15 protein-coding genes, 1 pseudogene and 1 riboswitch are annotated in these 13,037 nt (G+C 46.8%); of the genes and pseudogenes, 4 read left to right on the forward strand and 12 right to left on the reverse strand.

All coding sequences use genetic code 11. The features are described from left to right. Positions 1-534, forward strand: a pseudogene (locus tag L9W92_RS05155) (hypothetical protein); the annotation flags it as partial. A 557-nt stretch (positions 535-1,091) separates the two neighbouring features. On the opposite strand, the gene L9W92_RS05160 reads toward L9W92_RS05155, so the two are convergent. Both L9W92_RS05160 and L9W92_RS05165 read right to left on the reverse strand, forming a co-directional pair. Next, a complete protein-coding gene (locus L9W92_RS05160; RefSeq protein WP_240082687.1) occupies positions 1,092-1,307 on the reverse strand; it encodes a hypothetical protein in 216 nt (71 codons plus the stop codon). Positions 1,308-1,353: 46 nt separating this feature from the next. Next, positions 1,354-1,560 carry a helix-turn-helix domain-containing protein gene (locus L9W92_RS05165; RefSeq protein ID WP_248285868.1) on the reverse strand — a complete coding sequence of 69 codons (207 nt, stop codon included), beginning with the start codon at positions 1,558-1,560 and terminating at the stop codon, positions 1,354-1,356. Positions 1,561-1,686: 126 nt separating this feature from the next. Here L9W92_RS05165 and L9W92_RS05170 point away from each other — a divergent pair, with 126 nt between their 5' ends. The 3 genes from L9W92_RS05170 (at position 1,687) to L9W92_RS05180 (ending at position 4,665) form a co-directional block, all read left to right on the forward strand. Beyond that, on the forward strand, positions 1,687-2,193 hold the full coding sequence (locus tag L9W92_RS05170; RefSeq protein ID WP_240082689.1) for a helix-turn-helix domain-containing protein: 507 nt from the start codon (positions 1,687-1,689) through the stop codon (positions 2,191-2,193). Between the two features lie 376 nt (positions 2,194-2,569). Next, complete coding sequence (locus L9W92_RS05175) at positions 2,570-3,130, forward strand: hypothetical protein (RefSeq protein ID WP_240082690.1); 561 nt, start codon at positions 2,570-2,572, stop codon at positions 3,128-3,130. Between the two features lie 14 nt (positions 3,131-3,144). Then, positions 3,145-4,665 carry a recombinase family protein gene (locus L9W92_RS05180; protein ID WP_240082691.1) on the forward strand — a complete coding sequence of 507 codons (1,521 nt, stop codon included), beginning with the start codon at positions 3,145-3,147 and terminating at the stop codon, positions 4,663-4,665. Positions 4,666-4,698: 33 nt separating this feature from the next. On the opposite strand, the gene L9W92_RS05185 is transcribed toward L9W92_RS05180, so the two are convergent. The 10 genes from L9W92_RS05185 to L9W92_RS05230 all read right to left on the reverse strand — a co-directional run bounded on the left by L9W92_RS05185 (position 4,699) and on the right by L9W92_RS05230 (position 12,388). Next, positions 4,699-5,382, reverse strand: coding sequence for a hypothetical protein (locus L9W92_RS05185; protein WP_240082692.1), 684 nt, complete (start codon positions 5,380-5,382; stop codon positions 4,699-4,701). 137 nt (positions 5,383-5,519) lie between these two features. Beyond that, complete coding sequence (locus tag L9W92_RS05190) at positions 5,520-6,368, reverse strand: KilA-N domain-containing protein (protein WP_240082693.1); 849 nt, start codon at positions 6,366-6,368, stop codon at positions 5,520-5,522. Next, entirely contained in the window at positions 6,352-6,528 is a 177-nt protein-coding gene (locus tag L9W92_RS05195) for a hypothetical protein (RefSeq protein WP_240082694.1), read from the reverse strand. The genes L9W92_RS05190 and L9W92_RS05195 overlap by 17 nt, the downstream gene beginning before the upstream one ends. Positions 6,529-6,629: 101 nt before the next feature. Continuing rightward, a complete protein-coding gene (locus L9W92_RS05200; RefSeq protein WP_240082695.1) occupies positions 6,630-8,279 on the reverse strand; it encodes a recombinase family protein in 1,650 nt (549 codons plus the stop codon). Further along, positions 8,273-9,151 carry a recombinase family protein gene (locus tag L9W92_RS05205; protein ID WP_240082696.1) on the reverse strand — a complete coding sequence of 293 codons (879 nt, stop codon included), beginning with the start codon at positions 9,149-9,151 and terminating at the stop codon, positions 8,273-8,275. Before L9W92_RS05205 ends, L9W92_RS05200 begins: the two co-directional genes overlap by 7 nt. Before the next feature lies 1 nt (position 9,152). Next, a complete protein-coding gene (locus L9W92_RS05210) occupies positions 9,153-10,763 on the reverse strand; it encodes a recombinase family protein (RefSeq protein WP_240082697.1) in 1,611 nt (536 codons plus the stop codon). Positions 10,764-10,835: 72 nt separating this feature from the next. After that, the gene (locus L9W92_RS05215; RefSeq protein WP_240082698.1) at positions 10,836-10,997 is read right to left on the reverse strand and encodes a hypothetical protein; all 162 of its coding nucleotides are present in this window, start codon (positions 10,995-10,997) and stop codon (positions 10,836-10,838) included. A gap of 13 nt (positions 10,998-11,010) precedes the next feature. Further along, complete coding sequence (locus L9W92_RS05220; protein WP_240082699.1) at positions 11,011-11,400, reverse strand: recombinase family protein; 390 nt, start codon at positions 11,398-11,400, stop codon at positions 11,011-11,013. A 281-nt stretch (positions 11,401-11,681) separates the two neighbouring features. Beyond that, positions 11,682-11,930: a hypothetical protein gene (locus L9W92_RS05225; protein WP_240082700.1), complete on the reverse strand. Its 249-nt coding sequence runs from the start codon at positions 11,928-11,930 to the stop codon at positions 11,682-11,684. A gap of 41 nt (positions 11,931-11,971) precedes the next feature. Beyond that, positions 11,972-12,388 carry a sigma factor-like helix-turn-helix DNA-binding protein gene (locus L9W92_RS05230; protein WP_240082701.1) on the reverse strand — a complete coding sequence of 139 codons (417 nt, stop codon included), beginning with the start codon at positions 12,386-12,388 and terminating at the stop codon, positions 11,972-11,974. 459 nt (positions 12,389-12,847) lie between these two features. Next, positions 12,848-12,936, reverse strand: a riboswitch (cyclic di-GMP riboswitch). Positions 12,937-13,037: the final 101 nt, after the last annotated feature.

The raw sequence follows: 13,037 nt of genomic DNA on the forward strand, positions 1-13,037 counted from the left end.
ATTTATGACCTCTTACTTCACCAAAACATTGAACCTTTTATCGACCTTAATGTGCGCGGCAAGAAGAACCTGGAAACCAATTGTGATATTCAAATTTCACCTGAAGGCATCCCGATTTGTCCCGCCGCAAAGAAGATGAAGCATTACGGCTTCGACCATTCTCAGAAACGGCATAAGTGGAGATGTCCGATGATGAAGAAGCGAACAACCAACACCTGCCAAAAACCATGTTCAACCGCTAAATTCGGAAGAACGTTCCATACCTGCAGTAAAGACAACCCCAGACTGTTTCCGAAAACACCAAGGGATTCGGAAAAGTGGAAACTCATTTACAAGCGACGTACGACTGCCGAGCGAACCAATAAACGAGAGAAGGTTGATTACAAGCTGGAATCTGGTCGTCACCGTTCTACTAAGATGTGGTACATACGCATTTACGGCATCATGATGTGTCAGCACATGGATGCTTGGTATGCCCACCAGCAAGAAGATCTGAAAAACTTAAAACAACTTATTTTCCAAACGGCTGCTTAAGGCTATTTTTAATAGAGGCCGTTAGGCTTCTTTGCCATGCCCATTTTTAGGAATGTCGTGAAAAGGACAGTCTTTTTAGCCTGGCATGCCAGAATTTCCAGTTGCTTTATTCCAGATTTAATGATTCCTCCCATCTAATGCCGAGAGCCTATTTAACAGAAAACAAGCGCAGTAAAGTTTATTGTTCTCATATGTATTACAGTAGCGTACTCTGTTTCTGGCTCAAAGCTATCCTCGGATAACTAACCGATTGTCTTTCATTGATCCAATCATATTATCCCGTTCCTGTCTGAGAATGCTTTCTGCTATAATGCGTACCATCGTCATTCGCCCGTGATTAACAGCAGCCATTATTTCCTCATTAATATTTTCTGATGATACATAGTGTATTTTAGATCCTATGTTCTCGCAGCGTGATTTACGGGCCATAATAATTGTTCCCCCTACTTTCGTGGTGTACAGTGCAGCAAGATATATTTCTAAAAATGCTTAGTTTATTTAGCCTACTGGAAGGTAATTCCATAAAAATAAAGAAATACTTATTATAGCCTAGCCCTCTACTTGTCTGCATCGGCCTCCTTAATAGCACGTATTACCGGCGGACCGATTATTTTAGCAAGCCTTCCAAAAAAATCATTTGTATCGTCCGGTGCCAGCCCAAGGATTTTCTCTTTGATCGTTTCTATTTTGTCAGCACCACGGCGGGCTGTCAGCTCGACGAACACAATTTCTATAGAGTTACCTTTTAGGGGCTGAGGGATCATTTTCTTCACCCATCTTTTTTATAACCTTGATTATTGAGGGGTCCATTAAAACAAATCACTCCCCTACTGCCTTGTCTACCGGTTCGTTAATGAGTTCAACTACGGAAACATCTAGAGCGGTGGCTAGTTTTTTTACAATTGGAACAGTTGGTTGCTTCTTGCAGAGCTCCAGCTCCGAAATATATGTTTGGCTAACTCCACTTTTTTTAGCTAATTGTGTCTGCGACCATCCGCGCGCTTCTCTTAATTGTTGAAGTTGCAAGTTTATCACCTCTTCTAACTCATTATAACGCTCAAGCGTTAACTATGTCAACGCTAAAGCTTTATAAATTTTGAAAGATATTTATGATATTATTGCTATAGCGTTAAATACATGGTGGTGTATCTAATGGATGTCCCGGCTAGAATAATAGAATTACGTAAACAAAAAGGACATAGCACCAATAAACTTGCCAAGTTGGCCGGAATTGGGCAATCAACTTTACGTGAAATCGAAATTGGACAAAAACAACCAACTATTTATACCATTGAAAAGATCTGCTCCGCTCTAGGTATCGAATTGTACGAGTTTTTCGCAGCAGAAAGCCAGGACTTATTACAACTTCCTCCCGAAATCTGGAAACTCGTTGTCGATAAAAACAACTATGACCTTCTCAAACAAATACAGGCCATGAAAAATAAAGGCTATTCAAATGAAGTAATAATTGAGTGGTTAACATCATTAGAGAATACATTGGAGAATATTAAAACAAGCGGAGTTTTTTGGGGTGGAGAAGATTTAGAGGAATCGCAAAAGTACACTAAACAAGAAAAACAAGAGATTATTGAAGGTCTTAATAAAAAACTAAACGATCCTAATTTCAAACCACCATGGAAAAAGAATAATGTCGAATAGTGTCTGAATTTTTGCTAAGGAAAATGTTATCCCCTGTCGAATTATGAAATTAAAATTTGACAGGAGGGATTGCATGAAAGAAACAGTAATAATCATGCCTGGGTTACTTCAAGATTTTATCGTACTTAGTAATAACGTAATTTTACTCAACCCAGAATTTGTGCAACAATTAATTAAAAGCTAAGAGTTATTGAAGGAAGCGCCTTTGAGCGCCACAGAAAAGAAAACATTAATGTTTATATAATACAATAATACTTAGCAAAATAATCAATTAAAAACCAAAAATCTTATAATAAGCATGGTTATTACAAAAAAAATAATTTTTTACCCAAAAATTGATTAAAACAAAAATAAGAAGCAGTCGAGGAGAATTTTTATGGATAGTGAGAAATTTCAAGAGTTAGTGTTACAGCAGTTGCGGGTCCTTACAGAAAACCAAAAGAAATTTACTGAAGGTCAACAACAACTTACAGAAAAAGTTGGTTCACTTACCGAAGGCCAAGGCCTACTTGCAGAGAAAGTTGGTTCGCTTACCGAAGGTCAAGGCCTACTTGCAGAGAAAGTTGGTTCGCTTACTGAAGGCCAAGGCCTCCTTACAGAGAAAGTTAGTTCGCTTACTGAAGGCCAAGGCCTCCTTACAGAAAAAGTTGGTTCGCTTACTGAAGGCCAAGGCCTCCTTACAGAAAAAGTTGGTTCGCTTACCGAAGGCCAAATGAGACTCGAAGAAAGGCTTACTAGATTAGAAAATATAGTCATCCGTATCGAAAACGATCACGGTAGAAAACTTGGTGCTCTCCTTGACGGCTATCACCATAACGCCGAAATCCTTGACGACCATACCGAGCGTCTTACCCGGATCGAATCAAAAATTACTGCCCATGACATACAGATTTCAATACTTGACAAAACCAAATCTAATAAGCGTAAGGTCAAGTGAAATAGGAGACATTTATGAAAGCAACAATTTATGCGCGTTTTTCGAGCGACAACCAGAGAGAAGAAAGTATTACCGCCCAAGTAAGAGCATGTACCGAATATGCCCAAAAACAGGGGTACACTATAGTTAAAGTCTACACAGACGAGGCAAAATCAGCCACTACGGACGACCGCCCCGGGTTCATGCAGATGATTAGTGACATAAAAACAAACCGTTTACAGGTTGACGTTCTACTTATACATAAGCTGGATCGTTTCGCGCGAAACAGGTACGACAGCGCATTCTACAAACGAGAACTTAAGCGGGCGGAAGTGCGGGTTGAATCCGTGCTGGAACACCTTGACGACAGCCCAGAAAGCATATTGATGGAATCTATCTTCGAAGGGATGGCTGAATATTATTCAAAAAACCTGGCCCGCGAAGTAATGAAGGGCATGAAGGAAACAGCCTTACAAGGAAAACATACGGGCGGGCTCGCTCCTCTGGGTTTGTCGGTAGATAAAGAGGGTTATTATATAATCAACAAATTAGAAGCGGAAGCCATCCGAATAATATTTAACATGTTCCACCAAGGCCACGGTTACAGTAATATACAGGGTGAACTCAATAAAAAAGGACTAAAAACAAAGCTGGGCCGCCCTTTCAGCAAGAACAGCATACACGATATCTTGCGGAACAAGAAATACGCCGGCATCTACGTTTTCAACCGGGCTTCAAGCAAGTCCCCAGATGGCCGCCGCAACAACCATAAGTCAAAGAGCCGGGAAGAAGTCATCGAAATAAAGGGCGCAATACCGGCAATCATCCCGTCTGAAATATTTTGGGAGGTGCAGGCAAAGATGGACAAGAACCAGCGGCAGAATTCAAAAGGCAGTTATAAATCAAAAACAGTATACATCCTTTCCGGCGTCATCTGGTGTGGAGAATGCGGTAAGAGAATGGTAGGAACTTCATCAAGCTACCTCACCCGTGTATCCCGGGAGCATCGCAAACAATACTACTACGAATGCAATTACGGCAAGCGCACCGGTGCCTGCGGCAATGGCAAAATAAGAAAAGATTTGGCGGAAAACTACGTGCTATCCGAGTTGGAAGCACGCCTACTAAATGACCTCGCCATACCTGAACTTGCCCATAAAATTTCAATCCACTACAAACAGGAAAAAATGAAAAGCGCAGGCGAAGGATTATTTCTTGAACAAGAACTTTTAAAGGTCGATAAGCAGATAAATAACTTAGTCCAGGCAATTACAGAAGGAGGCGCGACAGTCCGTGTTATTGTCGAGCAATTAAAAAGGCTGGAAGCAAAAAAGTCCTCCCTCGAAAGCAGGCTGCAGGAATGGCGCATTAAGCAATCGCAGGATTTGTTGTCGGAAAATACAATAGCATCCTATTTGCAACATTACCGTGAATTACTAAAAAGCGATGACCCGGTAAGCTGCAAACAACTGGTGGAAGAGTTCGTTGAAAGGGTAACAATAAACAAAGACACCATTAAAGTTACCTTTAAGGTGTCTGTGGATACATCTGCATAGTTAGGTAAAAAAAGATGCCACTTTTAAATATCTTTAATCTGCAAAATCGCCATCAAAATCAACCTGTTCCCAATCGGATTCTTCTTTCGTCTCAAAAAGCTCGTCCAATTCCAAATATAGTTCTTCAACCTTATCGGGAAGGTAGTCGTCTGTTCCTTGAATATTTTGTTCTGTACCGTTACAATACCTGATTGATATACTCCATGTCGGATCGACATCCTCAATGTTTACTTCTTCCTCCAGGGTATCCGCCGGTTCGGAAAAGTTATCGAAGTCAAAGCCGGGGTTAAAGTCATCATCAGCATTGCTGGAACAGTAATCCTGATTCCAACAGAAAATTTCATAATGGTGGATCAGCGATTTCAGCAGCTTTGCATATTTATCCGGCTCTAATCGGATCGTGGCCGGTTCAGTTGAAACATCCAGAGCCTGCATTGAAATAACCGGTTCTGCTTTCTTCATGAAAAACCGGCAGCTTACAGGAATTTCATCACCGTATTCATCCCATACGCAAGCATTCACCGTGAAGGTGATTTCTTTGATATGAAGCTGTTTTTTCATTTCATTGCGCTCCGCATGAGGGAACCTCTGCGAATAAATCTCCTTTGCCATGAGCCGTACAGCTTCTCTGGTATCCCCGGTACACTTCTTCAGCCATTTTAATTCATTGTCAGTTAAGCGCCGGAAAGGTAGATTCATTAACCGGTTTATCGTCATCGCTTCGGATTGCTCTGCCGCAGACAGGCGAGCGCAGGCTTTGCAGATATGACTGGCATGGCCCTTGCCCGAAAAGCTCTCATTAGATTTTTGCAGACCGCATATTTTACAGTAATGTCCCTGTCTTTTTTTCTTTCCTATGGCTTCTCACCCCCATCTTTGGGAAGAAGCGCAGCGTGCTTTTCTTCAAGTGCCGACACCCGGTGATCTTCTGTCAGCAGCTTCATCTGGCTGATGGCAATAGCGTTTAGTTTGGCCAGCCTTTCGGGTTGCGGCATCCCGTCGCCGATGAAGACGGCGTTCAGGTTTTCCATGTTGGAAAGGCAGACAAGCTGTGAAACATTGGCGTAATCACGAATGTTGCCTTTCAAGTCAGGATTGCGGTCACGCCACTCTTTTGCGGTCATGCCAAACAAGGCGACATTGAGCATGTCCGCCTCGCTGGCATATACCTGATTGATCTGCTGCGGTGTAAGCTGCGGCGGGATCAGGTTTTCTTTGATTGCGTCCGTGTGGATGCGATAATTTATTTTTGCCAGATTGCGTTTGATATCCCATCCAAGCTGGCGCTGTTCCTCCGCCTTCAGCCTTTCAAATTCTTTGATTAAATAAATTTTGAATTCGGGACTGATCCACATGCCGAATTCAAATGCGATGTCCTTATAGGCATATGTTCCGCCATAACGTCCGGCAGTGGCTTTTAAGCCGATGGCGTTTGTTTTGGCCACCCATTCCTTTACGCTGATCTTATAGCTGTTGAGTCCGGCCTGACTTTTAATTATGGCGAATTCGCCATAATTAAAATCGGGATTGTGAATCTGCTCCCATATGCCTAAAAATTCAACGGTATTCCGATTGCGAAGCCAGTCCGAGATGAAAAAATCACCGTCTTTTGCCTTCAGCATATCTGTAAGAGAAATATAATCTTTATCTTCAATTGTTGTAACGGTAATCTGTGTACCGTTTACACTAATGTGACTTGGCATCAGCCTCACTCCCTGTTGATTTTATTATACATTTTTTTGCCGGCATTTTAAATGGCGAATGTTCAAACAGGTATTCCTGACGGCTGCCGTCATAAAGATAAACATGGCCCATGACCAGATTCTGTTTATCCAACAATTCGCTGAGAGCTTCATTTGTCATGGTTTTCTCCTTCCTTCATATATTTCAGTCAATATATATAAATAGCGGAGCTGCTTTGCTCCGCTAAAATGGTTTTGTTATTCGCTCCACATCGGGATATCCTATATCGTGAGCGGTTGTTCCATCGTAATGCCGCCTTTGAAAATAAAGAGCAGCTTATCTTCATTCACCACCTTGATGGTGTCGATAAACTGCCGCACAATGTTGTTGCTGTATTCCGTTATTTCAAAGGGGGCGTCTTCCAGCGCCTTGCAGATGTCGTCGATCTGCCTGGCGAGTTTATCCGGACCGTTTTGCTCCGCCTGGTATTGCTCCAGTGTTTTCTGCAGGGATTTGATTTCCTCCGAAATTTCTCTGAACTTGTCCTCGTAGCTTTCGGCGTTTCCCGCCTTTGCCGCGACCGCCACCAGCTCCATCATACTGTCCTGCAGCTTGCGGATGCGGTTTTCGATTGCGTATGGATTGGTCGCACCGCTGCTTTTTTCAGAAAGCGTGATTTCCAGATTGGTTTTAAGGATACCGATGAGCCGTTCCCGATTGCTCATCATGGTGTTGATGGCTTTCAGCACCGCTGCCTGAAGCCTTTCTTCATCGATGGTGGGGGAGCTTTTGCAATATTTCGTACTGTAGTCTAACCGGCTGATGCACCGCCACACGATTTTTTTCTTGCCCCGCTTTGACCAGGTCACCCGCTTGTAGGGAGTACCGCAGCTGCCGCAGATGAGAAGCTCGGTCAGGGCGTACCTGCCGCTGTATTTGGACTGTCCGGTTTTGCTGGTCTTGTCGGATACCTTCCGCTTTCCGGCACGGCGGGCGATTTCCGCTTGCACTTTCTCAAAAAGCGTACGGTCGATGATCGCCTCATGGTGGTTCTGAACCAGGTATTTGGGAAGCTCGCCGTTATTTTTCCTCGTTTTCTTGCTGATGCAGTTTTCCACGAAGGTCTTTTGCAGGAGGGCGTCGCCGCAGTATTTCTCGTTCCGGAGCATGTACTGCAGGGCGCCGACGGACCATTGGGGCTTTCCTCCCGCCGCGGCGATGCCTTCCGCTTCCAGCATCCGCTTGATATCCGGCACGCTGCTTCCGGCAAGATAGCTTTGAAATATCCGCCGCACTACAGCTGCCTGTTCGGGGACCACCCTGGGCTTATCATTCTCGCCCCGTTCGTATCCGTAGATTCTTGAATACTGGAAGGATACCTTTCCGCTTTTAAAGGCCTGGCGTTTGCCCCAGCGGACGTTCTGGCTGATTGACTCGCTCTGCGCCTGGGCGAAGCCTGCCAGCATGGTGATAATAATTTCGGTGTCCGCTTTCATGGTGTTGATGTTTTCGTTTTCAAAAATGACCGCTATCCCCAGCTCCTTGAGTTCCCGGATGTAGTTCAGGCAGTCTACCGTGTTTCTCGCAAACCGGCTGATAGACTTGGTCAGTATGATATCAATCTTGCCCTTCCTGCACAGACGGATCATTCTCAGAAAGTTGGTGCGCTTTTTTACCGACGTCCCCGTGATGCCTTCGTCTGCGAATATGCCTGCCAGCGTCCATTCGGGGTTGCTCATGATCTTGTCGGTATAGTAAGCCACCTGCGCCTCGTAGCTGGTGAGCTGTTCCTCCTGGTCGGTGGAGACCCTGCAGTATGCGGCGGCGCGAAGCTGCCGGGGGAAGGTCCTGTTTTGGGCTACGAGTGGATTGGCGGGGATGATGATAATTTGCTTTTCTTGCGGTTGTAAATCGCTTTGTGCCATCAGCATGGCATTGCTCTCCTTTCCGGCCTGTTTTCAAGGCTCTGTCCGTTTTTTAACTTCAGGGAGACCGTTCCGTCCGGCTGGACGACGACCGCGTCCACGGCGCATTCGAACAGCTCCGCATCAAACTGTGTCAGGAGTTTACGGCTTTCAAAGGCCGCTTTGATTTCCCGCGCCTTTTGCGGCAGGAGACCTTCCGGGCAGCTCTCGTATTGGGCGGCGGCGCGGGCTATGATCAGGATTCTGGCGTATTCCTCGTCGCAGTCCGTCTTGTCCAGTTCCCGGTTGATCTCGTTGGTCAGCCTTGTGATTTCGAGGTCATGGCATCGGCTTTCAATGGCCGGGATTTCGATGCGCTGCGGATTTTCAACGGCAAGGTTCAGCAGGGAGATGATCTGCCCGGTCAGCAGGGTGTCGGTGATTTTTGTCGTGCGGCGGCACCCGGTATTTTTGCATTTCCATTTCTCCCCGGTCCGGTTGTCCAGAATCCTTTCATAGGGGCTTCCGCATTCTCTGCAAAATACTTTCCTTTTCAGGGCTGTAATCTCCGGAGCCGTATGTATATCCTTGCGGGTATATTTTGCCTGCTGGAGCAGGGCGGACTGTCTGAACTCGTCCTCCGTGACCAGTTTGGGATATCCGTCCTGTCCGGTATATTTCCGGTTTTGCAGGATGCGTCCCACCATATTCTTGTTCCAGCGGGAGGAGCCTTCGCTATAGGGCTGCCCCGCTTTTTCCAGCATGGCGGCGATCCGGCCGTAGGACTCGCCGGATATGTATTGCCGGAAGATCAGCCGCACCATTTCCGCTTCCCTGTCATGAGGTACGATGACTCCTTCAGAAAGCCGGTATCCGAATGGGATGTATCGGTTTTTCATGCTACCGCACCGTCCTTTCTATGGGTTCGGCAAGCTCCAGACCGTTTATCAGCTTGAATTTCAGCCGTTCGCCGGACTCGGCGGTAACCAGCTCCACTATGCTGTCAAAGAGCGTTTCGTCAAAACCGCTCAGACGCTCCGGTCCGTCCTCCAGGATTTCGATCAGGCTCCTGGTTTCGGTGATGGCGCTGTCGTCCTCATCCTTTTCCATCAGCTTGTTTTTCTCTGCTTTTAAGGCGCGGATTTTTCTGCTCAGCTCGTCGGTTTGGGATATAAAAAGAGCGGAATCGATGATGCCTTTGGACTTCAGTCCGTTCAGCACATGATTCCGCTCAGTGAGTTCCGCGATCTGCCGGTTCAGCTCGACCACCTGCAGATTGCTTAAGTTTCGGTGTCGCTTGAGCGCCTGCAGTTGGTCCAACATGGGGGATAAAATTTTATCATAGTTCAGCTTTAGCTTGTGGTACAGCCGGAGGAATGCTCCGTAGATCTCCGGCTCCGGAATTTGGGTTACAGTGCAGTTAGATTTGCCTTTATTGTGGTTGTGGCATACCCAGTAGGTTTTTCCGTTGCAGGTTTTCCTTTTGAAAAGCGACCCGCACTCTCCGCATCGAATCCTTTTGCTCAGCGGATACATCGAGCGTTTCGACATGGTAGGGATATTCCTGCTTTGGTTCAACTCCTGCGCCCTTTCGAAAATATCGCGGGAGATAATTGCGGGATGCGAGTATTTGACATAGTATTTGTCCTTCTCGCCTTTGTTGCGCTTTTTCTGGAACGGCAGGACGGCGGTGGTGTACCGTTTTTGCAGCAGAGCGTCGCCTGCATACCGTTCATTTTTCAGGAGATAGTCTATCGTACTGTAGTGCCACCTGTCTTTTCCGTCCCTTGTGGGGACGCCCTGCGCAGTCAGTTCATCTGCGATTTCGTCCTTGCTTTTTCCGTTCAGATAGCTGTTGAAAACATAGCGAACGATTTCAGCTTCCTGCTCATGGATTTGCAGGGTTCCGCTCTGCAGCCGGTATCCGAGGGGCGCTTTGCAGGTAATGAATTTGCCGTTTTTCATGCGGTGCTGATAGCTCCACCGCATGTTTCCCGATATGGACATGGACTCCTGCTGGGCGTTGCCGGAGAAAAAGGTCAGCAGCATCTCGTTGCTGATTTCTCCGGTATCGATGTGCTCCTTTTCAAAATAAATGGTCACGCCAAGGGATTTGAGTTCCCGGATGGTTTCCAGGCACTCCCTTGTGTTCCGGGAAAACCGCGAGATGGATTTGGTCAGGATTCGGTCGATTTTCCCTTTGCGGCAGTCGCGGAGAAGGCGCTGAAAATCCTCCCGCTTATCCATCCGCAGTCCTGTGACGCCCTCGTCGGCATAAATGTCGACGAGTTCCCAATTCTCGCTTTCCCGGATCAGCGCGGCGTAATGGCTCACCTGCGCCGCGAAGGAGTTCAGCTGGTCGTCGGAGTCGCTGCTGACACGGGCGTATGCCGCGATGCGCAGCTTGTCTTTTTGGGCCTGAACGGTCGGATTGATTACAATAACCCTGGGAGCTTCCGTCTGAAGTTCTCCCGCCAGTGCTCCGCCAACAGTATTTTGGCTTGTTTTCACGGCTTTTCGCCTCCTTTCTTGTCAACAACATACACTACCACACAACCGGCGCCATAGCTATACCCAATAGCGCTAAACAATGAAGACGGAGGCTCCCAATTGTTCGGCAATACGCGAGGCGGTTTTCCTGCCGTCCTCGGCGGTGATCTTACCGGTGGAAACCAGCCAGTTCAAGGCATTGAGAATTCCGATATAGTCGGCGTTGGCGCTGATTCTTTCGGCAGATTCATTCATACCAGCTTCCTCCTTATTCCATTCTCATGGCGGCAAGGCCGCCATACATTTCCTCAAGCCGCGTCAGCTTGATTTCACCCTCCAGCGGGGAATAGAGTCCGATTCCAAGCCGGCCCAGTCCCCGGATGAAATCCATTGTTTTAGCGGTATCCCTGTCCAGGCGGGAGAGATTTACAATAAGCAGCACATCCATCTTGCCTTCAGCCGCAGCCTCGATTACCTCGGCAAGGCCGTTTCTGGCAAAATTCAGGCCGCTGCCGGTGTCCTGGGAGACTCCGACCACTTCAAACCCCATCTGCTCGGCGTAGTCCTCGAGTTCTTTCTGCTGCCCTTTGAGGCGGCCATGCTCGTCCTCCGGAGCGTCGATGCGGCAGTAAAGCCATGCTCGTTTCTTTTCATCCATATTTTTCATGCCTCCCGTTAATATATGGTTTGATCCTACAAGGATGCGGCGGGCGTGGCCGTCCCGCCGCATAGTTTCTAAGATCAAAGCGTTTTCGCTTGTTCTTCATTTCAGGTCTGAATAACCGGCTTCAGACGATGCGCTTAATTCGACACTACTTCCCAAGCACGAATGGCAGCGGCGCAAACTATCCGTGGTCAGCGGATATCACAGGAATTCCACCTCCCCGAGAGCCTCCGGGCCGCACTCTGGGACCTAACCTCGACTATGCGGGAGTATCATTATAGGCCGTTCAGGTCAACGCGATACAGTCCACCACAGACTGTTTTATGGCCGGACATTTCTCGCTCGTCGCCTTTGATGCCATCGTTTTTACGGATCGCCTTGACTGATCCGCAGGCAGTCTTCGCGTGCCTGCCAATGTCGCTTTCCGTTTCCGGCTGAACGGCTAACGTATTTGAGCCGCTGGATATGGACGGTTTAAAGCCGGCTTTTTTCAAAGAGCAATGGGGGAATAAAAAACCCCTCACTTCTTTAAGGAAAAAATGAGGGGGTTGAGCGGATTTATTTTTTATTTTTCCAAAAGTTTTTTCAGCTTCAGGAGAATCCTGCGCTTTCTATCGTTGATAGTTCTTTGCGGCGTTCCTGTTTCCGCCGACAATTGGCGCTCGCTTTTCCCCTGGAAAAACAGCGCGTAAATCAGCAGCCGTTCCTGCTCGGAAAGCGTTTCCAGGCACAGCGCCAGCTTTTTTAGCATTTCCTTTTTGATGACGCCGTCCTCTATGGATTCTTCCGCGCGGGATAACAGGTAATCCACCTGAATGCCTTTTTCCTCGCATTCCTCAAAGGATATGTTGTGCTTGCCGGCGAGCTTGTCCAGATACGCTTCGCGCTCCTTCTGCCGGTAATAGGCCTTATATACCTCTTTGCCCACGGCGACGCGCTTTTTGTTAACCAGCAATGTATACTTGCTCTCCTGTTCTTCCATGAGCTTGTCCTCCATTTCGAGATTTTTTAATCCGGAAAATGAAGAACAAGCGGAGGGGAGCGGCACCTTGCCGATTGGGCAAGGCGTCTATTTGTTGTTTTCAGTCGAAAACATAAGATTTTTGTCAAAAAGAAAACCGCAATCTGCGAGCTGCAAACTGCGGTTTTCCAGTCAATATGAGCTGGACTGCCAAATGAAAAATCTAATGAACGCGCATAAAGCCATAAGGCTGGAAGGTGCATATTCCAACCGAGGGAGATAATTCTTGCGCTGCAGATGCTTTGATAGCACGCAAATTCAGCTACTCCAACCTCTCAATAGATTTTTTCATGTGTCAGCCCTCCCGGTGCTTTTAAACAGTGCCAAGATTCACATGAGTGTCGTATTTTGCCGAAAATTATCCGCCTTGGCAAACAAAAAACCCGCCGCTAAAAAGGGCAGGTTTAATTACACAGTCTTTGCGGCAACCAGGCTGTCATAGCGCTTTAAGCACCTTAGACCCTATGGCTTTGCGTCCCGGCCTTTAGGCAGGTTTGCCCTTGTCACGGATATTATCTTGATGTTAACGAAGAAGTTCCAGCTTATAGTTGAGCCTGGACATCTTGGAACAAAAGCATTTCTTTTTGAAAAAGGCGGAAATAATGTTTGA

The organism is Pelotomaculum terephthalicicum JT, assembly GCF_022410535.1.
In the GTDB taxonomy this organism is placed as follows: Bacteria; Bacillota; Desulfotomaculia; order Desulfotomaculales; family Pelotomaculaceae; genus Pelotomaculum_D; species Pelotomaculum_D terephthalicicum.